Here is a 20,017-nt window from a genome sequence, read left to right on the forward strand (position 1 = left end):
TCTGCGTTGTTGCGAGGAGGTGCATTCTACATCTTCCTCATTCAGTGTCAAGCGTTTATTTTCAAGGCTTTTCACTTTTTTCTTTGTTCTCTCGGCTAACTCACTTAGCGTGGTTTGCCGTGACAACGAGGGCGCATTATAGGGAGTTTTCTGAATGTGACAAGTATTATTTTAAAAAAAACCTCCGATAGCGCACTTAATAATCAAAGTAGCTTTTTTGGTGTAAATAATAGACAACCTCTGTATAAAAAAGTTTCAAATATAAAAACACCATTTGCAGATTATCTTCATTCTGCCCTACTAAAACACAAACCATAAAAAAAGAGGCTTATATAAGCCTCTTTTTCAGTTTCACGGCATCTCTTATTTATCATAATAAATAGAGAGGATACTCTATTACTGTTTTGCAATTATCTTATTGTCATCTAAATCTAAGATAATCTCTTTACCCGGTAATAATTTGCCAGACAAGATGTCTTGGGCTAATGGATTTTCAACCTCTTGCTGGATAGCCCGTTTTAATGGACGAGCACCATAAATTGGGTCAAATCCAACTTCGCTCAATTTCTCTAATGCAGCCCCAGTGATAGTAACGTGATAACCACGCTCTTCTAAACGCTGGTATAAACGGCGCAACTGAATTTGAGCAATCGCTGCAATGTTTTCTTTACCTAATGGGTGGAATACCACAACTTCATCAATACGGTTGATAAACTCTGGTCTGAAATGATGGCCAACAACATCCATCACAATAGTTTTCATTTCAGGATAATCAATTGTCCCGAAACGCTCTTGAATTAAATCAGACCCCAAGTTCGATGTCATAATCACAACTGTATTACGAAAATCGACTGTTCTACCTTGTCCATCTGTTAAACGACCATCATCCAATACTTGTAATAAGATATTGAATACGTCTGGATGCGCTTTTTCAACTTCATCTAATAAGATGACTGAATAAGGGCGACGGCGAACTGCTTCTGTTAAATATCCACCTTCTTCGTAACCAACATATCCTGGAGGCGCACCCACTAAACGAGAAACGGAGTGTTTTTCCATAAACTCAGACATATCGATACGAACCATTGCATCATCACTATCAAACAAGAAGTTCGCTAATGCTTTACACAACTCAGTCTTACCCACCCCCGTAGGTCCTAAGAATAAGAACGAACCTATTGGGCGATTAGGATCAGATAATCCAGCACGGCTACGACGGATAGCATTAGATACTGCACTTACAGCCTCAGCCTGGCCAATAACACGTCTATGTAGCTCTTGTTCCATTCTTAGCAGTTTTTCACGTTCCCCTTCTAACATTCTAGATACAGGAATACCTGTCCAACGAGCTAAGATTTCAGCAATTTCAGCATCAGTGACTTTATTACGTAACAGCTTCATATGCTTATCTTCAGCTTTATTAGCTTCAGCAAGCTGTTTTTCTAACGTCGGAATTTGTCCATATTGGATTTCTGACATTTTCGCCAAATCACCACTACGGCGAGCTTGTTCTAATGCGATACGAGCCTGCTCTAATTCAGATTTAATATGTTGAGTACCAGTAAGCTCTGCTTTTTCTGCTTTCCACTCTTCTTCTAAAGCAGAATACTCTTTCTCTTTTTCAGCAAGCTCTTCATTTAGCATCTCTAAACGCTTTTTACTTGCATCATCAGACTCTTTCTGCAGTGCTTGTTGTTCAAGTTTCAACTGAATAATACGTCTATCAAGCCTATCTAATGCTTCCGGTTTTGAATCCATCTGCATACGTAGGCTTGCACCTGCTTCATCAATTAAATCAATCGCTTTATCTGGCAACATACGATCAGAAATATAGCGATGAGATAAAGTCGCCGCAGCAACAATCGCAGGATCTGTAATTTGAACATGATGATGAAGTTCATAACGTTCTTTCAGACCACGTAAAATAGCGATAGTGTCTTCAACTGTTGGTTCAGCCACATACACTTTTTGGAAACGACGCTCTAATGCTGCATCTTTTTCAATATATTGACGATATTCGTCAAGTGTTGTTGCCCCCACACAGTGTAATTCACCACGAGCTAATGCAGGCTTTAACATATTTCCCGCATCCATAGCACCGTCAGCTTTACCTGCGCCAACCATCGTATGTAATTCATCAATAAACAGAATGACACTGCCTTCCTGCTTAGATAAATCATTTAAAACAGCTTTTAAACGTTCTTCAAATTCACCACGGTATTTAGCACCTGCTAATAACGAGCCCATATCTAAAGAAAGTACACGTTTATTCTTTAAACCTTCAGGGACTTCACCATTAACAATACGTTGAGCCAAACCTTCAACAATAGCCGTTTTACCTACACCCGGTTCACCAATAAGCACAGGGTTGTTTTTAGTACGGCGTTGTAGAACTTGAATGGTTCTTCTTATTTCTTCATCACGACCAATAACAGGATCGAGTTTGCCTTGTTCTGCTCTTTCCGTTAAATCCACAGTATATTTTTTCAATGCCTGACGTTGGTCTTCTGCATTTTGATCGTTCACTGTTTCTCCACCACGTATTTTTTCAATCGCTATCTCAAGACTTGCTTTATTCGCTCCGGCTGCTTTTAGCATGTCAGCAACTTGACCACCTGTTTCCATGGCAGCTAAAAGAAAGAGCTCTGACGAAATAAATTCGTCACCTTTTTTCTGTGCTAATTTATCGCACAAATTAAGGTGCTTAATTAAATCATTTGAGGGATGAACCTCTCCACCAGCACCTTCGACTTTAGGTAATCGAGACAAAGCATCATTAATTCGCTCATTAAATTGCGATGCATTAACACCTACAGATGTTAATAGAGGGCGAATTGAGCCACCTTGTTGATTAAATAACGCACTCAGTAAATGTATGGGTTCTATAAATTGATTATCGTTCCCAAGTGCCAATGACTGGGCGTCTGCGAGAGCTTGCTGGAATTTGTTGGTTAATTTATCCAGACGCATAACACCTCCAAGTAAAATTTAAAGTAAAATTCGTAACTGGAGAATAGATGAGGTCATTTTGACAATATTCAAGCTCAAAATAAAAATTTTGAGCAAAAATATTCATCAATATTTGTGATAAGTGAGAAAAAACGTTGAGAGGAAGTTTATTTAATCCAGATTAATGATGCCATTCGCCCAGTTACATGCTCTCGTCTATAAGAAAAGAAGCGCGATGGATCAGTTACAGTACAAAAATTGCCACCATAAATCTGGATTACTCCACTTTCCTGTAAGATTATTCTCGCTAACATATAAATATTAGCTAAGTATTTACCATTGTGGGGAATAAATGCGGTCTCAAAGGCAATATTTTTTTCTATAAACGCCAAACGGACTTCTGCACCAACCTCAAAAGCAGTTGGCCCAATAGCAGGTCCTAACCATGCCATAATTTGATCTTTAGGTGCTTTAAACTGCGCAAGTGTATTTTGTAATACACCGTGGCAAAGCCCTCGCCATCCACCATGAGCTGCGCCAACTTCTGTTCCATCAACAGTTGTAAAAAGGACTGGCAAACAATCTGCCGTCATAATCGCGCAAACTTTTTTCACAGTAGAGGTGTAAAGGGCATCACCTTGTATTTCATTATTTTTCTCAGTATTTAGCGTAACAACATGGGTGCCATGAACTTGTTCAAGCCATAGTGGCATTTCAGGCAGTTGAGCTTGCTGACAAAGTCTGCGTCTATTTTCTTCGACATCAGATAATTTATCACCGACATGAGTACCTAAATTGAGACTGTTATAAGGCGGCAGACTAATCCCCCCTTCCCTCAAGGTACTGCAAGACCCAATATTTTCAGGTTGTGGCCAATCTGGAAAAATCAATGAAGTCATTTACCAATCCATTTCATCTTTAAACTGTTCAACGTCAGCTTTTAGCACATCGATAAGCTTAACCATATCATCAGGCAATGGTGCATGCCATTCCATTTCAATGCCTGTTATTGGATGATAAAGACGTAGCATCGTTGCGTGTAGCGCTTGTCTATCAAATAAACGTAACGTTTCACGTAATTCATCTGAAGCCCCTTTTAAAGGACGAGGTCTTCCTGCATAAAGCTGATCACCAATTAAAGCATGGTGAATATGTGCCATATGAACACGAATTTGGTGAGTACGACCAGTTTCTAAACGTAAACGTAAACGCGTATGAGCACGGAAATGCTCCATAACTCGATAATGTGTTACTGCTGGTTTACCCATTGGGTGCACAGCCATATGTGTGCGTTTAGTTGGATGTCGAGAAATAGGTTCATTCACTAACCCTCCCGCAGTCATTCTTCCTGTTGCAACCGCTTCATACTCACGCGTGATTTCACGACGTTGTAAAGCTTCTACTAAATGCGTTTGAGCAGGAACTGTTTTTGCAACAACCATTAAACCTGTTGTATCTTTATCCAATCGATGGACAATACCTGCACGAGGTACATTAGCAATCTCTGGATAGCGATAAAGTAATGCGTTTAATACGGTGCCATCAGGGTTACCAGCACCAGGATGTACAACAAGATCTCTTGGCTTATTGATAACTAAAATATCATCATCTTCATAGACGATATTTAACGGAATATTCTGAGGCTCCCAACGAACTTCCTCTTCAATTAAGGCATCGACTTCAATTTTTTCACCGCCAAGCATTTTTTCTTTTGGCTTATTGATGATTTTATCGTTAACCTGCACTCTATTGTCTAAGATCCACTCTTTTATACGAGATCTTGAATAATCAGGGAACATTTCGGCCAAAGCTTGATCTAAGCGTTGACCCAGCTGTGAATCTGCGACTGTAGCATTAAGTCGTATTTGTTGAGACATAAATAATTTTCTATTAATTAAGTTAGTGTTTTGACGGCACAGCCGTTTCATTTAAAATGAGTTATAGTGTAACCGATTTCAGGGGAGCTTCACGGAGAGACTCCCCAAACCTATTCAGAGGATAATCAATACGTGATGAGACGCATTAAATACCTGGTGGCAGCGGCCACTGTAAGCCTGTTACTTGCTGGCTGTTCGAGTTCAGACAAAGACGCTACTGCCGATATGTCGCCTTCTGAGCTTTACTCAACCAGTCAGGAAAAATTGCTAGATGGCAATTATGGAGCGGCTATCAAACAATTAGAGTCTCTCGATAATCGCTATCCTTTTGGCCCTTACTCGCAACAAGTTCAACTCGATCTGATTTATGCTTATTATAAATCAGCGGAACTACCAATGGCGATTTCTGCAATCGACCGTTTTATGCGATTAAACCCAACCCATCCTAATATCGACTATGTTCTTTATATGCGTGGCTTAACGGCTCAAGCATTAGATGATAGTGCATTACAAGGATTCTTTGGTATTGATCGTTCAGACCGTGATCCTCAACATGCAATCGTGGCATTTAAAGATTTTAGTCAATTAGTTCGTTACTATCCAGACAGCCTTTATGTCGCCGATGCAACCAAACGTCTAGTCTTTCTTAAAAACCGTTTAGCGAAGTATGAGCTTTCTGTTGCGAAATTCTATACTAAACGAGGGGCTTATGTCGCGGTTATTAATAGAGTAGAGCAAATGATGCGCGATTATCCTGATACACAAGCTACTCGTGACGCGCTTGTTTATATGGAAAACGCTTATAAAGAATTAGGTCTGACACAAGAAGCAGAAAAAGTAGCTTCACTGATTGCAGCCAATCCAGCCTAACTAAAACATCACCATCAAAAACAGCAGCTTATCGCTGCTGTTTTTTTATTCTTTTCTAGCTAAATTGTCTTTACTTTTCATCAGCCCAACCTTCCTAATATGACTGAATAAATGCAACTTAACAAGCGGTCTTTTTCAGCTATTTATCATTTGTCACGTTTCTATTACTAGTTACACATACATCTAACAAAAAGTGATTTTGATCATGTTTTAAATTGTGTATCACGATATTCTGAAGTTATCGAAGACGGAGTAATAAAGAGGTAACTATATGATTATAAATATTACTAGCAAACAAATGGAAATTACCCCAGCACTACGTGAACACATTGAAAGCCGTCTAACTAAACTTAATAAATGGCAGGTGAATTTAATCAATCCTCATATTATTCTTACGAAAGATCCTAAAGGCTTTAGTGTTGATGCCAGCATTCATACACCAAATGGGCAATTGGTCGCTAATGCACAACACACTGATATGTATGTTGCAATTAATGAATTACTCGCAAAACTTGAACGTCAATTAAACAAAGTTCAGCATAAAAACGAATCTCGTCGGGCGAATAACAGCCTGAAAGAAGAGAATTTACTTGTCGATGAAATGTAAATAGTAAAGCAAGATTAAAAATTAGAATAAATCACTGACTCAAAACGCCTCTGCGCATCCTCGTGATGCGCTTTTTATTGTATTTTTCTTGACTCCTTTCACATCATCATGTTTGATAGCGATATGTTAAATAATTTACCAATCAATATAATGAAAAAACATTTACATTTGCCTTTCTTCTTTTTCTTTCTACTCTTTCATTAAGAGGCTTTGTCATTTTAGAAAGAAAAGTAAGAACGACAATAGCCTCCAGATTGGAGGCTTTTTTATTTATGATGGCATGACATAACGGTATAGGGCTTAAACATGGAAAAACTCGATTTATCAGCAATCAGAGATAAAATTACAATGTTAGATTCAGAATTACTAACGTTGTTAGCAAACAGACGCCAATTATCTGCTGATGTTGCTCAATTTAAATTGAATACACATCGCCCTATTAGAGATAAAAATCGTGAGCGTGAATTACTTGATTTATTAATTGAAAAAGGAAAAAACGTTGGGTTAGATGGTTTTTATATTAGTCGTATTTTTCAAATGATCATTGAAGACTCTGTATTAACGCAACAAGCCATTCTACAACAACATCTTAATGCAACACCCAATGAATCAGCCAGAATTGCTTATTTAGGCCCCAAAGGCTCTTATTCACATGTTGCTGCTCGTCAATATGCAGCCCGCCATTTTGATAGCTTCGTTGATTGCACTTGTCAGAAATTTGACGACATTTTTACGCTTGTCGATACAGGCCAAGCTGATTACGGTTTACTGCCAATTGAAAATACCAGTTCAGGGGCAATTAATGATGTTTACGATTTACTGCAAACAACATCAATCTCTATTGTTGGAGAAATTCGCATTCCTATTAATCATGCGCTTTTAACCAGTGTTGATAGCAGTACAGAAGAATTGCAAACTATTTATAGTCATCCTCAACCCTTCCAACAATGTAGCCATTATTTAAATCAGTATCCAAACTGGAAAATTGAATATTGCGAAAGTACAGCAGCCGCAATGGAAAAAGTGGCTCTTGCACAATCACCATCTGTTGCCGCTATTGGTAGTGAAGCCGGTGGTTCTCTTTATGGTTTAAAACCTTTAGCTAATAATTTAGCAAACCAGCAAATAAACGTAACACGCTTTATTGTTATTGCACGAAAAGCCATTGATGTTTCAGAGCAAGTACCCGCTAAAACAACCTTCTTAATGGCAACTGGGCAACAAGCAGGTGCATTAGTTGATGCATTAATGATTTTAAAAAAATACGATATTATTATGACGAAACTCGAGTCTCGTCCTATTAATGGCACTCCTTGGGAAGAGATGTTTTATATTGATGTTCAAGCAAATTTACGTGATATCAATATGCAAAAAGCCTTACACGATTTATCACAAACAACGCGTTCATTAAAAATACTAGGCTGTTACCCTTCAGAAAATGTTGTTCCTGTTGAAGTGAAATAACCTTGCTCAAAAAGAAAAGCCAGATAGCATATAACTATCTGGCTTTTTTTATGTTTTTAATTTTAAAATTAATTATAAGAAACCATACATCGCAGCGAATATCCAACCAAAGACGCAAGAAACAGTTACACCAATTAATCCCGGTAGAATAAAGCTGTGATTTATAACAAAACGCCCTATTCGAGTTGTGCCAGAACGGTCAAATTGAATTGCTGCTAAATCACTAGGATAAGTTGGCAGAATATAATAACCATAACAAGCTGGTGCAGATGCAATAATATAAGCAGGATCAACACCAATACCCAATGCTAAAGGAACAATGGCTGCTAAAGCTGCCGCTTGGGAGTTAACAAACTTAGATACCAATAATAAGACAACCGCATAAGCCCAAGGATATTCTCGTACTAGTTGTCCCAATGCTGCTTCTATTTCTTTCATATGTGCAGAGAACATTGTCTCTGCCATCCAAGCAATACCATACACAGCAACAATTGCTATCATCCCTGAACGAAATACTTCATTTTTAGAAATAAGAGAAGGGTTGGTTTTACAGATAATAATAATTGATGCACCAGCTAATAACATAAACATCTGAATAACGAGCACCATAGATAATGGTTTTCCATTAAATACAGGGCGTATTTCAGAGAAAGCACCTAATATTGCCACAACAGCAATTGCACCTAAGAAAATCCACATTGCTACCCAGTTTTTCATAGGGAGCTTTTTATCTAGAAGTGTTGCTGTATCACCATAAACATAATCATGGTTTTCAGGAACTGAAACAAATTCTTGGAAACGTTGGTCTTTATCTAAATCTTTTCCTCTAAACCAGCTAAAGATACCAATGGCTAAAATACCGATAAAAGTAGAAGGAATAGTAATTGCTAATAAATCTAAAAACTCAAGATGTTTACCATTAAAAGTCACATCACCGAGCATTGCGACTAATGTAACAACGGCAACGGAAACTGGACTGGCAATAATCCCCATTTGGGAGCCAATTGTACTTGCAGCCATTGGTCTTTCAGGGCGAATATTATTTTTAATCGACACGTCATAGATAATTGGCAATATGGTATAAACAACGTGTCCAGTACCACATAATATTGTCAGAGTACAAGTTACAAGTGGTGCAACAATAGAAATATATTTTGGATTTTTACGTAATAATTTTTCTGCTATTTGCAACATAACATCTAATCCACCAGATGCTTGTAATGTTGCTGAAGCAGAAACAACGGCAATAATAACTAACATTACATCAACTGGTGGTTTTCCCGGAGGAAGGTTAAAAATAAAAACTAAAATAACCAGACCTACACCACCTAATAGACCTAATGCAATTCCTCCCTTCCTAGCCCCATAAAATAGACACACTAATATAATGGCGAGTTGTATTAAAAAATCCATAAATTACCCCTTGAAAAACACGTCGAAATATAAATAAAAAATAATACAATTAAATTTTTAGCACTTATTGCAAAAAAAAGAGTTTATAAAATATAATTTACGATAATTGTTACACTCGTTTTTTTGATCATTGTTATAGTTTTCACAATACCTTTTAATTTCATTCAGTTTTAAGATCTCATCTACAAATAATTTTTAATAAAAAGACAATATTGAACATTAATTGTTATTTAATTAAACCCAGCAATAACAATTAAATAACAACAAATATAAAACAGATTAGTCTATTAATAATAATAGATATTTATCTCATTGTTTTTAAATGTATATTTATATCTTCCTACTTTTATTTCCTGAATAAAAATAGGTGATTTTTATCTATTATTAAATTCTAAAATAGCAGAGAACGAATATGAATACTTTTATCATACTGATTTTAAGTCTATTTTTTACTAATAACGTTGATGAAATTAAATCACAAGAGGGTTATTACACTTACTCATTAACACCTCAATCAGATTTGAACCGTTGCACAGTAAGTCCATGTCCTGATCCTAAAGATTATTAATTTGTAGCATATTGTTTATAAGGGATTTTTTATGAAAAAATATATCTATTAGTACTCTCATCTTTATTCACTAGTTATCTGAGCGCTCATATTTATGAAGATATAAAAGAAAATAAATTATCAACAAATGAATATTCTCAAAATAATAGCAATACCTCTGATCCTAGCGGTTGTGTTTGGCCACCTTGTGATGATGAGTGGTGATAAGCTAAACATGAGTTAATTAATAAAATAAAAAGGCCGAACAATTTACTTTATTGCTCGGCCTTTTATATAACAAATAATTTAACTAGATTCGGCTATCATTCGCTTTTTGTAATAAGACACCACTCTCTTTCATAAATTGAGAAGCATAATCACCAAACCAATCACTCACATTATTAAATGAATGAACAAACTCACTCTTTGCATTTATATCTAATAAGTCGATAGCTTGACCTAACGAGTGATGATATCGACGAATTAATTCAATATTCTCTTTCGATGACAAAATAATATCAGCATAAAGTTGAGGATCCTGAGCAAATAAGCGCCCTATCATTGCCAACTCTAAGCGATAAATAGGAGATGAGAGTCGCAGTAAACTGGCTAAATCAACTTTTTCTTTTGCTAAATGCTGACCATAAGCAAAAGTAGTAAAATGTCGAAGTGCTTGAATAAAGCTCATGTTTTTATCATGTTCTTCTGGCGTAATAGCCTCAATTCTTGCACCCCATACCATTAACTGCTCTAACAACCAGTCAAATGCTGTATGGTTTCGCCCTTCGCAGTACGCTATAACCTGTTTTGCTAAACTAGGCACATCAGGGCCAAACATTGGATGAAGACCTAACACTGGTCCATTATGTGCCTTTAACATCACTTCTAAAGGGGCTTTCTTGATCGAGGCTAAATCGACTAATAAGCAATCTTTAGGTAATGGAGGTAATTGTTCAATAACTTCAACGGTTAAATGAATAGGAACACTAATTATTACCATTCCTGCATTATCAAAAATAGCAGGTGATTTAGTTTGCCATTCATCAGCTTCTAAGCTTTCAACTTGATAGCCAGAGAGTGTAAATAAACGAGAAAATAGTTTACCCATTTTCCCATTTCCTCCCACAATAACGATTTTACCAAGTTGAGGATTAAGCGTTTTAAATCCCTTATCATTCTCTTTAGTATAGGATTCTCGCATTACTCGGCGTAATACATCTTCAATCAAATCTGGGGAAATTCCCATCATTTGTGCATCATTACGACGAGAAGCAAGCATGGCGGCTTCTCTATCAGGTGCATAAATTGGTAAGCCATGACGGTTTTTAACTTCTCCCACTTCAGCTACCAACTGCATTCTTTTTGCGAGTAAAGAAAGCAGTGATTTATCTACCTGATCAATTTGCTCACGCAAACCTTGTAATTCCTCAGCCATCTATGCTTGCCTCTTTTTTCTTTATGATTAACTAACTTTTTTTAATTGAGCTTCACGCTGAACCAAAATCGGGGAAAGTTGAGCATGTAAATTTCTTAACACTGACTCCGTTGTTTCCCAACTAATACACGCATCTGTTACTGAGACACCATATTTCATTTCACTACGAGATTGCTCTGACGATTGATTGCCTTCATTAATATGGCTTTCTAACATAATGCCAGTGATAGATTCATTACCTTTAGTGATTTGTTCAATTACAGAATCAACCACCGCCGTTTGACGACGGAAATCTTTATTAGAATTACCATGGCTACAATCAATCATTAATGATGGTTTTAATCCTGCTTTTACCATTTGAGCTTCACATTGAGCAACATCTTCTTCATGGTAGTTTGGTGTTTTGCCACCACGTAAAATGACATGACCATCAGGGTTACCTTGTGTTTGCAATAAACAAACCTGCCCTGATTGATTAATTCCCATAAACCGGTGTGGCATAGAAGCCGCTTTCATCGCGTTAATCGCAGTATCTAAATTACCATCTGTTCCATTTTTAAATCCAACTGGCATTGAAAGTCCTGATGCCATTTCACGGTGAGTCTGAGATTCTGTTGTTCTAGCTCCAATTGCAGACCAACTAAATAAATCACCTAAGTATTGTGGATTGTTAGGATCTAACGCTTCAGTCGCCAGTGGTAGACCTAATTGCACAAGTTCAGTCAATAGCTTACGGGCAATATGTAACCCTTTTTCCATCTCAAAGCTACCATCCATAAATGGATCACTGATTAAACCTTTCCAACCAACAGTTGTACGAGGTTTTTCAAAGTAGACACGCATCACAATATACAGACTATCACTTAATTCAGACGCTAAGACTTTCAGGCGTTTTGCGTAATCTAACGCAACATCGACATCATGAATGGAACAAGGCCCACATACCACGAGTAAGCGAGGATCACGACGTTGGACAATTTCAGAAATTGTTTGACGTGACTGAGCAATGGCATGCAGATCATTGCGACTCAATGGGTATTTTTGTTTTAACTCTTCTGGAGTAATTAAAACCAGCTCTTCGCTGATATTCACATTATTGAGTGCGTCTTTTTGCATGATCATAATCTTTACCTTTTTTGTATCTGTCATTGTGATTTTTGTGTGTCTGAAAGATAAGATAACATGCAATGTAAAGAAATCAATCCGTATTTTTAATAATTTTGACAATATTGTAATTTAATATTTACACTTGATATTTATTGCAAAAATAAACAATAAATAACAACTAGTTATAATAACAAGATGGAGTGTAAATAATGTGATAAAGATTAGATTAAAATACTATTTTGTAAGAATATGTTTACAGCTTATCTTTTAATGAATCTCGACATAAGAAGAATAAATAAGATAGGGTTATAGAGACAGAAAAGATAAAAACTAACAAACAATATTTTCAACATGAAGAGATATAAAAAAAGGTCAGCAAATGCTGACCTTTTAACAATAACTTTCGGATGTGCGAAAGCGTATTATTTAGCGTTAAGACGCTCTTTGATACGAGCAGCCTTACCTGAACGCTCACGCAGGTAGTACAGTTTAGCTTGACGAACCGCACCACGACGTTTCACAGTGATGCTATCTACGACTGGAGAGTGAGTTTGGAATACACGCTCAACACCTTCGCCATTAGAAATTTTACGAACAGTGAATGCAGAGTGCAGACCGCGGTTACGAATAGCGATAACCACGCCCTCGAATGCCTGCAGACGTTTTTTAGAACCTTCAACAACCCATACTTTAACTTCTAAAGTGTCACCAGGACGGAATGAAGGAACATCTTGCTTCATCTGTTCTTGTTCGATTTGTTTAATAATATTGCTCATAATAACTCTCTTACCCTAGGTAAACTGATATTAATGACATCTTGTGTCAGACTTACTCTGCTGTTCCTGACAGATGTTCCCGTTGGAACTCTGTTAACAGCACTCTTTGCTCGTCAGTCAGAGCTAGGCTTTCCAGAAGCTCAGGTCTTCTTAGCCAGGTTCGACCCAGTGATTGTTTCATGCGCCAGCGATTAATATGGGCATGGTTGCCTGACAGTAAAACTGCAGGAACTTCCATACCATCTAAAACCTCCGGACGAGTATAGTGAGGATGATCCAGTAAACCTTCAGCAAAAGAATCTTCTTTCGCAGAGGCTGCGTGTCCGAGAACACCCGGTACAAAGCGCGCTACTGCATCTATCATTATCATGGCAGGTAATTCCCCACCACTTAATACGTAATCACCAACAGACCACTCTTCATCGATTTCAGTCTGAATGACACGCTCGTCTATACCTTCATACCGACCACAAACCAGAATTAATTTCTCATTTGTTGCCAGTTCACAAACCCCTTGTTGATCGAGTTTGCGTCCCTGAGGTGATAAATAAATCACCTTTGCTCCATCACCTGCCGCAGCTTTTGCTTGATGAATGGCTTCCCTTAAAGGTTGAACCATCATCAACATACCGGGACCACCGCCATAAGGACGATCATCAACGGTATTGTGTCTGTCGTATGTAAAATCTCGGGGATTCCAACATTCTACATTGAGCAGACCATGCTTCACTGCCCGACCAGTCACCCCGTACTCGGTTATAGAGCGGAACATTTCTGGAAATAGGCTAATTACCCCAATCCACATTTTTGTGTCCCACTATTGAGAACCGTTAACCGGATAATCTAAAAACCAGGATCCCAATCAACGATAATTTTTCTCGCTGAGAGATCGACTTTCTTGATAACCTGCCCATCAAGAAACGGAACTAACCGTTCCCCGATACCGAACGCATCTTTCAGATTCGCTTTAATCACCATGACATCATTTGAGCCAGTTTCCATCATGTCTGTAACGACACCTAGATCGTAGCCTTTATCCGTTTCTACATGGCAACCCATCAGATCTTTCCAGTAATATTCACCTTCAAGTTCTGGAAGTTGCGAAGCATTCACGACAATTTCAAAATTAGTCAGGAAATTGGCCGCATCTCTGTCATCAATACCTTTTAGCTTGACAATAATATCTTGGTTGTGATGTTTCCAACTTTCAATTTCAATGGTTTCCCACTGTCCATGACGCTGAATAAACCACGGTTGATATTCAAAAATGTTTTCGGCGTGTTCGGTGGAGGAAAAAACTCTGAGCCAACCACGGATCCCGTAAGGTGAGCCCAACTTACCCATAACAATAGGTTCTACAGGCTCTTTTAAGGTTTTTTGTTCGCTCATTGTTACCACCGCGACAGATTAAGCGCTTTTCTTCGCTGATTTGATCAGGGCAGCAACACGTTCTGAAACAGTTGCGCCTTGAGCAACCCAGTGTTCAACACGGTCTACGTCTAAACGTAATTCTTCTGCATTACCGGTTGCCAGTGGGTTATAAAAACCTACACGTTCAATGAAACGACCATCACGCGCATTGCGGCTATCGGTTACTACTACTTGGTAAAACGGACGCTTTTTTGCGCCGCCACGAGCTAAACGAATTGTTACCATAACATCCTCATTAGTTAATAAAACAACCAGACGCCATCGAGGAACGGAGTCCGGTTGTCATATAAAAAGCCCGAAAAGTTTACTCACTTTGGCGAAAAAAGCAATCCAAAGCACGTTTTTTTTCAGGCTTTTTGATTTTATCGGCCTGGAAATCCAGGTGGCATCATACCTTTCATGCTACGCATCATCTTAGCCATGCCACCTTTTTTCATTTTTTTCATCATACGTTGCATATCATCAAACTGTTTTAATAAACGGTTGACGTCTTGCACTTGTGTTCCTGAGCCCGCTGCAATACGGCGTTTTCTGGAACCTTTGATGATTTCTGGTTTTTGGCGTTCTTTTTTAGTCATGGAATTAATAATCGCTTCCATTTTCACTAAAATTGAATCATCCATTTGTGATTTTACTGCATCTGGCACCTGAGACATACCCGGCATTTTGCTTAACATACTCGCCATGCCGCCCATGTTCTTCATCTGCTTTAATTGATCTAAGAAATCATTTAGATCAAAGCCATCACCTTTTTTAAGTTTTGTAGCTAGCTTTTCAGCTTGTGCTCTATCAACTTTGCTTTCAATGTCTTCAATTAAAGACAGAACATCACCCATGCCTAAAATACGAGAGGCAATACGATCTGGGTGGAAAGGTTCTAAGGCTTCTGTTTTTTCCCCAACACCGAGGAATTTAATTGGCTTACCGGTGATATGGCGAATTGATAATGCCGCACCACCACGCGCATCACCATCAACTTTGGTTAATACAACCCCTGTTAATGGCAATGCTTCATTAAATGCTTTTGCTGTATTTGCCGCATCTTGACCCGTCATGGCGTCAACAACAAACAGGGTTTCAACTGGATTAATGGCTTTATGGAGAAGTTGGATCTCTTCCATCATACCTTCATCTACGTGCAAACGACCTGCTGTATCCACCAGCAATACATCATAGAATTGAAGTTGCGCATGTTTTAATGCATTACTTGCAATTGTGACTGGATTTTCTTGAACAGTAGAAGGGAAGAAATCAATGCCAACCGTTTCGGCTAACGTTTCAAGCTGTTTAATCGCTGCTGGGCGATAAACGTCAGCAGAAACAACAAGAACTTTTTTCTTCTTTTTCTCTTTTAAGAATTTACCTAGTTTTGCGACACTGGTTGTTTTACCGGCACCTTGTAAACCTGCCATTAACACAACAGCCGGCGGTTGTGCTGATAGATCAAGGTCGGTATTCACTTCCCCCATCGCATTGACGAGTTCATTTTGAACAATCTTTACAAATTCCTGACCCGGTGTCAGGCTTTTGTTAACTTCATGCCCTACTGCGCTCTCTTTGACGCGCGCAATAAAATCACGAACCACAGGTAAGGCAACGTCAGCTTCTAATAAAGCCATACGTACTTCACGCAGTGTCTCTTTAATGTTTTCTTCGGTCAGTCTTCCTCGACCGCTTATATTGCGCAATGTGCGCGATAGTCTGTCACTTAAATTCTCAAACATTATCTTAGCTCAGTGTTAAAGTTGGGCTTATCGGTCATGTATGCCACCGATTATATCACGATGACTCGCGGATCTCTGCATAGAGATTTAAGCTTAATGACTTCAATAGTTGGAGCCGTATGCTCCTAGCGCTATACTAGGAAGTTATTCAAACAATATATGTAAGCGAAACTATGCCCGTTATATCAATCTCTATCGTCGCTGTCTGCGCTTATTTACTCAGTCTGGTGCTGTTTTTGCCCGGTCTGTTACGAAAAGAGCAGAATGGATACCGTGGATTAGCTCTACTATTTGCGGTAATTGCACTTGTTGCCCATGCTATTTCATTAAAATTTTTAATTTTCCGTCCTCACAGCGGACAGAATCTTTCACTCACCAATCTAGGTGCGATTGTTAGCTTAATGGTCTGCATTATCATGACGATTGTAGCTTCTCGTGGCCGTGCATGGTTCTTACTGCCTATTGTTTATTGTTTTGCAATAGTCAATCTTGTTATTGCAGCACTGATGCCGGGTGAATTTGTTACACATCTTGAAAGTAGCACATCACTCTTTATTCATATTGGGCTGGCTTTATTAAGCTATGCCACACTGTTAATCGCCGCTTTATATGCATTACAACTTAGTTGGCTCGACTATCAACTAAAAAATAAGAAACTAAAATTCTCACCTCAAATGCCACCATTAATGTCAATTGAGCGTAAAATGTTTCATATCACACAAGTGGGTGTGGTATTACTGACACTAACCTTATGTACAGGTTTGGTGTATATGGATAATATTTTTGGTAAAGAAAATATCCATAAATCTATTTTCTCTATCATAGCTTGGTTTGTTTACATTATTTTATTATGGGGACATTTCCGAGAAGGATGGAGAGGAAAGAAAGTCATTATCTTTAATTTGATTGGCGCTATTATTTTGACATTAGCTTTTTTTGGTAATCGTTTATTACAAGAGTTAGTGCTTAATTAATTTTCTATTTTCGGGTAGCAAAAGGATCTCAATTTTGGAGCATGTGTCGACAACTACGCTCATTATCATACTTGTATGTATGATTATTGCCTCAGCTTATTTTTCTGGGACTGAAACCAGTATGATGACGATTAATCGCTATCGCCTTCGTCATGCTGCGAAACAAGGAAATCGCTCTGCAAAACGTGTGGAAAAATTATTACAACGTCCTGACAGATTGATTAGTTTAGTATTGATTGGCAATAATCTGATTAATATTGTTGCGTCTGCACTAGCGACCATTGTTGGTATGCGTTTATATGGTGATGCAGGTGTAGCAATAGCCACGGGTGTGCTGACCTTTATTATCCTTATTTTTGCCGAAGTGCTTCCAAAATCAATCGCGGCACTTTATCCAGAGCGTGTTGCTTATCCAAGTAGTGTTATTCTTTCTCCTTTGCAAAAACTGATGCTGCCTATTGTTTGGTTTTTTAATAAAATCACATTAATACTCATGCGCATTTTTGGTATCAAATCCCCAGTAATACAGGGAAATGCAGTCTCAAAAGAAGAGTTAAGAACTATCGTTAATGAATCTAAGTCAAAGCTTTCGCAAAGAAATCAGAATATGTTGCTGTCGATTTTAGATTTAGAAAAAGTGACGATTGGCGATATCATGGTGCCAAGAAATGAGATTTTTGGTATCGACGTCAATGACGAATGGAAATCTATCATAAGACAGTTAACTCATTCTCCACATGGTCGAATTGTGCTTTATCGCGACACTCTTGACGATGCAATTGGTATGTTGCGAGTGCGAGAAGCTTATCGTTTAATGACAGAGAAAAAAGAATTTACCAAACAAATTCTGATGAAAGCTGCCGATAAAATCTACTTTATTCCAGAAAGCACGCCATTAAACCTACAACTCGTCAACTTCCAACGTAATAATGAAAAAGCGGGTGTTGTGGTTGATGAATATGGTGAAATTCAAGGTTTAGTGACCGTTGAAGATATTCTTGAAGAGATTGTTGGTGACTTTACTACCTCAATGTCCCCATCTTTAGCTGAAGAAGTTATTCCTCAAAAAGACGGTTCATTATTAGTCGATGGCACAACAAATATCCGAGATATCAATAAAGCTTTTGGTTGGCATTTACCTGAAGATGAAGCTCGAACGATCAACGGTGTCATTATTGAAGAGCTGGGTGACTTACCTGTTGAAGGTAATAAAATAAAAGTGAGTGACTACGAATTTGAAATACTTGAAGTTCAGGATAACGTCATTAAAAAGGCATTAATTCGCCACCTTTCAATCCCACATCATTAGTGAATACAAAATAAGCGCCTTCTAAGGCGCTTATTTTTTGCTGTTTATCCTAGTTCAAATCGTAATTTGCTATTACGAAAATCAAACTCTCTGGCGGGTTTCATATAGAAAGGTTCTATCGCTTGCTCTTGTATTAATTTTGCTGGTTTTAATTGTTGATAATCAGAATAGAAACCATGATTTTTGACCCACATAACTAAGTTTAATGCAGGCTGATAAGAATAATCAGCACCATACTCTTCACGCCTACAAATAAAACACGCAGTTTCTCCTTTATTCAAAGTAAGAGAAAGGGACTTGCGTGGAAAGTTAGTAATAAGCGCCTCGTCGCCGTTTATCGCTTCAATATTAAAATGATGAGGTGCCAAGCTACGAATATTTTCATATTTTAACTGTGAATTTTCACCGCTATAACTGTTTGTTTTAATTTCATCTTGTTGAAAATACCAGCGATATTGCTCTTCTTCTTTTTCTTTATAAAGATAATCACCACTTATTTTCATTATGGTGTTTGTTTGTGGTTTAGTGATTTTGGCAAATAATTCATGATTGAGTTCAGACGATAGCAATAATAAATCAGGCTTGATAATAAGCTCTGGTTCGCACTGAGTGCGTTTAACATACTTTTTGTGGACTCGTTCCAAGTAACGATATTCAAGTGCTTTAGAACGTCCTTGATAGAAAAAGGCATCTTTAGGAAATTGAGTACGTAATGTGCCTTTACCTACAAAATAAAATTCTCGAACAAAAAACTCTAACACTAATTTAGGTGATGAGAATTTGTGATTTTCCATAACAGAAGTGTACTCCGTGTATTAAGCATAATTTTAATCCATTATTGTGCTAACAATATAAGAAGATAAGAAAATAAAACAATGGAATAGAGAAAAGAAAAATAATAAAGGAGATAAAAATAAAAAAGAGACAATAAATCAGGATGCGAATTTCCTGATCTATTATCCCCTAATGTTATAAATTAGCTGTAGTTTAGATATGTAGCTCTTTTAAAGTCTCTTCAGGCAGTGCTAATTCATCGTTATGATTAATGCCAATACTATGAGATAAAATATCTCGTGCGATATCTTGTGCTTCTGTCAGTGAATGCATTTCATAGGTACCACATTGGTACACATTCAGTTCTGGGATATGGTTTTGATCTTTTACTTTCAAAACATCTTCCATTGCAGCTTTCCATGCATTAGCTACACGTTGCTCTTCAGGTTGTCCAATTAAGCTCATGTAGAAGCCTGTACGGCATCCCATTGGGGAAATATCAATTATCTCAACACCATTACCATTAAGATGGTTACGCATAAACCCAGCGAACAGATGCTCTAGAGTATGAATTCCTTTCTCAGGCATGGCTTTTTTATTTGGCACAGTAAAACGTAAATCAAATACCGTGATGGTATCACCTGATGGCGTTTTCATTGTTTTAGCAACGCGTACAGCAGGTGCTGACATACGTGTATGGTCAACAGTAAAGCTATCCAATAAAGGCATAAAAAACCTCCTAAGAAAAATTTAAATATTT

At 37.8% G+C, this 20,017-nt stretch carries 19 protein-coding genes and 1 other annotated feature; of the genes, 6 read left to right on the forward strand and 13 right to left on the reverse strand.

The genetic code is table 11. The features are described 5' to 3' along the window. Positions 1 to 396 precede the first annotated feature (396 nt). The 3 genes from clpB to rluD all read right to left on the reverse strand — a co-directional run bounded on the left by clpB (position 397) and on the right by rluD (position 4,826). Complete coding sequence (gene clpB, locus CBE70_RS05945; RefSeq protein WP_100158627.1) at positions 397 to 2,970, reverse strand: ATP-dependent chaperone ClpB; 2,574 nt, start codon at positions 2,968 to 2,970, stop codon at positions 397 to 399. A gap of 146 nt (positions 2,971 to 3,116) precedes the next feature. Next, complete coding sequence (gene yfiH, locus CBE70_RS05950; RefSeq protein ID WP_100158628.1) at positions 3,117 to 3,848, reverse strand: purine nucleoside phosphorylase YfiH; 732 nt, start codon at positions 3,846 to 3,848, stop codon at positions 3,117 to 3,119. Continuing rightward, positions 3,849 to 4,826 carry a 23S rRNA pseudouridine(1911/1915/1917) synthase RluD gene (gene rluD / locus CBE70_RS05955; RefSeq protein WP_075672439.1) on the reverse strand — a complete coding sequence of 326 codons (978 nt, stop codon included), beginning with the start codon at positions 4,824 to 4,826 and terminating at the stop codon, positions 3,849 to 3,851. A 135-nt stretch (positions 4,827 to 4,961) separates the two neighbouring features. On the opposite strand from rluD, the gene bamD reads away from it, so the two are divergent. The 3 genes from bamD (at position 4,962) to pheA (ending at position 7,767) form a co-directional block, all read left to right on the forward strand. Then, positions 4,962 to 5,696, forward strand: a complete 735-nt coding sequence (gene bamD / locus CBE70_RS05960) for an outer membrane protein assembly factor BamD (RefSeq protein ID WP_075672429.1) — start codon at positions 4,962 to 4,964, stop codon at positions 5,694 to 5,696. A gap of 271 nt (positions 5,697 to 5,967) precedes the next feature. Further along, a complete protein-coding gene (raiA, locus tag CBE70_RS05965; RefSeq protein ID WP_100158629.1) occupies positions 5,968 to 6,303 on the forward strand; it encodes a ribosome-associated translation inhibitor RaiA in 336 nt (111 codons plus the stop codon). A gap of 154 nt (positions 6,304 to 6,457) precedes the next feature. Beyond that, positions 6,458 to 6,574: a sequence feature (Phe leader region), on the forward strand. Positions 6,575 to 6,609: 35 nt separating this feature from the next. Further along, positions 6,610 to 7,767 (forward strand): bifunctional chorismate mutase/prephenate dehydratase, encoded by a 1,158-nt coding sequence (gene pheA, locus CBE70_RS05970; protein ID WP_100158630.1) that lies wholly within the window; start codon positions 6,610 to 6,612, stop codon positions 7,765 to 7,767. Positions 7,768 to 7,839: 72 nt separating this feature from the next. On the opposite strand, the gene CBE70_RS05975 is transcribed toward pheA, so the two are convergent. Then, positions 7,840 to 9,180 carry an anaerobic C4-dicarboxylate transporter gene (locus CBE70_RS05975; RefSeq protein ID WP_100158631.1) on the reverse strand — a complete coding sequence of 447 codons (1,341 nt, stop codon included), beginning with the start codon at positions 9,178 to 9,180 and terminating at the stop codon, positions 7,840 to 7,842. 412 nt (positions 9,181 to 9,592) lie between these two features. Here CBE70_RS05975 and CBE70_RS18365 point away from each other — a divergent pair, with 412 nt between their 5' ends. After that, positions 9,593 to 9,748, forward strand: coding sequence for a hypothetical protein (locus CBE70_RS18365; RefSeq protein WP_198585698.1), 156 nt, complete (start codon positions 9,593 to 9,595; stop codon positions 9,746 to 9,748). A 289-nt stretch (positions 9,749 to 10,037) separates the two neighbouring features. On the opposite strand, the gene tyrA is transcribed toward CBE70_RS18365, so the two are convergent. The 7 genes from tyrA to ffh all read right to left on the reverse strand — a co-directional run bounded on the left by tyrA (position 10,038) and on the right by ffh (position 16,200). Beyond that, a complete protein-coding gene (tyrA, locus tag CBE70_RS05980; protein ID WP_100158632.1) occupies positions 10,038 to 11,162 on the reverse strand; it encodes a bifunctional chorismate mutase/prephenate dehydrogenase in 1,125 nt (374 codons plus the stop codon). 27 nt (positions 11,163 to 11,189) lie between these two features. Then, positions 11,190 to 12,284: a 3-deoxy-7-phosphoheptulonate synthase gene (locus CBE70_RS05985; RefSeq protein WP_100158633.1), complete on the reverse strand. Its 1,095-nt coding sequence runs from the start codon at positions 12,282 to 12,284 to the stop codon at positions 11,190 to 11,192. A 407-nt stretch (positions 12,285 to 12,691) separates the two neighbouring features. Continuing rightward, positions 12,692 to 13,045: a 50S ribosomal protein L19 gene (gene rplS / locus CBE70_RS05990; protein ID WP_023580978.1), complete on the reverse strand. Its 354-nt coding sequence runs from the start codon at positions 13,043 to 13,045 to the stop codon at positions 12,692 to 12,694. A 52-nt stretch (positions 13,046 to 13,097) separates the two neighbouring features. Further along, the gene (trmD, locus tag CBE70_RS05995) at positions 13,098 to 13,850 is read right to left on the reverse strand and encodes a tRNA (guanosine(37)-N1)-methyltransferase TrmD (protein ID WP_006534750.1); all 753 of its coding nucleotides are present in this window, start codon (positions 13,848 to 13,850) and stop codon (positions 13,098 to 13,100) included. 38 nt (positions 13,851 to 13,888) lie between these two features. Continuing rightward, positions 13,889 to 14,434, reverse strand: a complete 546-nt coding sequence (gene rimM, locus CBE70_RS06000) for a ribosome maturation factor RimM (protein ID WP_100158634.1) — start codon at positions 14,432 to 14,434, stop codon at positions 13,889 to 13,891. Positions 14,435 to 14,452: 18 nt separating this feature from the next. Further along, the gene (rpsP, locus tag CBE70_RS06005; RefSeq protein ID WP_098943928.1) at positions 14,453 to 14,701 is read right to left on the reverse strand and encodes a 30S ribosomal protein S16; all 249 of its coding nucleotides are present in this window, start codon (positions 14,699 to 14,701) and stop codon (positions 14,453 to 14,455) included. 137 nt (positions 14,702 to 14,838) lie between these two features. Beyond that, complete coding sequence (ffh, locus tag CBE70_RS06010) at positions 14,839 to 16,200, reverse strand: signal recognition particle protein (protein WP_023580979.1); 1,362 nt, start codon at positions 16,198 to 16,200, stop codon at positions 14,839 to 14,841. A gap of 173 nt (positions 16,201 to 16,373) precedes the next feature. Between ffh and CBE70_RS06015 the strand changes: the two genes are divergently transcribed. Next, positions 16,374 to 17,174, forward strand: a complete 801-nt coding sequence (locus CBE70_RS06015) for a cytochrome C assembly family protein (protein ID WP_100158635.1) — start codon at positions 16,374 to 16,376, stop codon at positions 17,172 to 17,174. Positions 17,175 to 17,208: 34 nt separating this feature from the next. Further along, positions 17,209 to 18,483, forward strand: coding sequence for an HlyC/CorC family transporter (locus CBE70_RS06020; RefSeq protein WP_100158636.1), 1,275 nt, complete (start codon positions 17,209 to 17,211; stop codon positions 18,481 to 18,483). Positions 18,484 to 18,527: 44 nt separating this feature from the next. Here the strand turns inward: CBE70_RS06020 and CBE70_RS06025 are convergent, their stop codons facing one another. Continuing rightward, a complete protein-coding gene (locus CBE70_RS06025; protein WP_100158637.1) occupies positions 18,528 to 19,277 on the reverse strand; it encodes a hypothetical protein in 750 nt (249 codons plus the stop codon). Between the two features lie 193 nt (positions 19,278 to 19,470). Then, the gene (luxS, locus tag CBE70_RS06030; protein ID WP_006534759.1) at positions 19,471 to 19,986 is read right to left on the reverse strand and encodes an S-ribosylhomocysteine lyase; all 516 of its coding nucleotides are present in this window, start codon (positions 19,984 to 19,986) and stop codon (positions 19,471 to 19,473) included. Positions 19,987 to 20,017 lie beyond the last annotated feature (31 nt).

Source organism: Proteus columbae (genome assembly GCF_002777965.1).
GTDB lineage: Bacteria > Pseudomonadota > Gammaproteobacteria > Enterobacterales > Enterobacteriaceae > Proteus > Proteus columbae.

Bases quoted from the DNA above. Each gene is read 5' to 3' on its own strand.
- clpB (WP_100158627.1), bottom strand. From the start codon at position 2,970: ATGCGTCTGGATAAATTAACCAACAAATTCCAGCAAGCTCTCGCAGAC.
- yfiH (WP_100158628.1), bottom strand. From the start codon at position 3,848: ATGACTTCATTGATTTTTCCAGATTGGCCACAACCTGAAAATATTGGG.
- rluD (WP_075672439.1), bottom strand. From the start codon at position 4,826: ATGTCTCAACAAATACGACTTAATGCTACAGTCGCAGATTCACAGCTG.
- bamD (WP_075672429.1), top strand. From the start codon at position 4,962: ATGAGACGCATTAAATACCTGGTGGCAGCGGCCACTGTAAGCCTGTTA.
- raiA (WP_100158629.1), top strand. From the start codon at position 5,968: ATGATTATAAATATTACTAGCAAACAAATGGAAATTACCCCAGCACTA.
- pheA (WP_100158630.1), top strand. From the start codon at position 6,610: ATGGAAAAACTCGATTTATCAGCAATCAGAGATAAAATTACAATGTTA.
- CBE70_RS05975 (WP_100158631.1), bottom strand. From the start codon at position 9,180: ATGGATTTTTTAATACAACTCGCCATTATATTAGTGTGTCTATTTTAT.
- CBE70_RS18365 (WP_198585698.1), top strand. From the start codon at position 9,593: ATGAATACTTTTATCATACTGATTTTAAGTCTATTTTTTACTAATAAC.
- tyrA (WP_100158632.1), bottom strand. From the start codon at position 11,162: ATGGCTGAGGAATTACAAGGTTTGCGTGAGCAAATTGATCAGGTAGAT.
- CBE70_RS05985 (WP_100158633.1), bottom strand. From the start codon at position 12,284: ATGATCATGCAAAAAGACGCACTCAATAATGTGAATATCAGCGAAGAG.
- rplS (WP_023580978.1), bottom strand. From the start codon at position 13,045: ATGAGCAATATTATTAAACAAATCGAACAAGAACAGATGAAGCAAGAT.
- trmD (WP_006534750.1), bottom strand. From the start codon at position 13,850: ATGTGGATTGGGGTAATTAGCCTATTTCCAGAAATGTTCCGCTCTATA.
- rimM (WP_100158634.1), bottom strand. From the start codon at position 14,434: ATGAGCGAACAAAAAACCTTAAAAGAGCCTGTAGAACCTATTGTTATG.
- rpsP (WP_098943928.1), bottom strand. From the start codon at position 14,701: ATGGTAACAATTCGTTTAGCTCGTGGCGGCGCAAAAAAGCGTCCGTTT.
- ffh (WP_023580979.1), bottom strand. From the start codon at position 16,200: ATGTTTGAGAATTTAAGTGACAGACTATCGCGCACATTGCGCAATATA.
- CBE70_RS06015 (WP_100158635.1), top strand. From the start codon at position 16,374: ATGCCCGTTATATCAATCTCTATCGTCGCTGTCTGCGCTTATTTACTC.
- CBE70_RS06025 (WP_100158637.1), bottom strand. From the start codon at position 19,277: ATGGAAAATCACAAATTCTCATCACCTAAATTAGTGTTAGAGTTTTTT.
- luxS (WP_006534759.1), bottom strand. From the start codon at position 19,986: ATGCCTTTATTGGATAGCTTTACTGTTGACCATACACGTATGTCAGCA.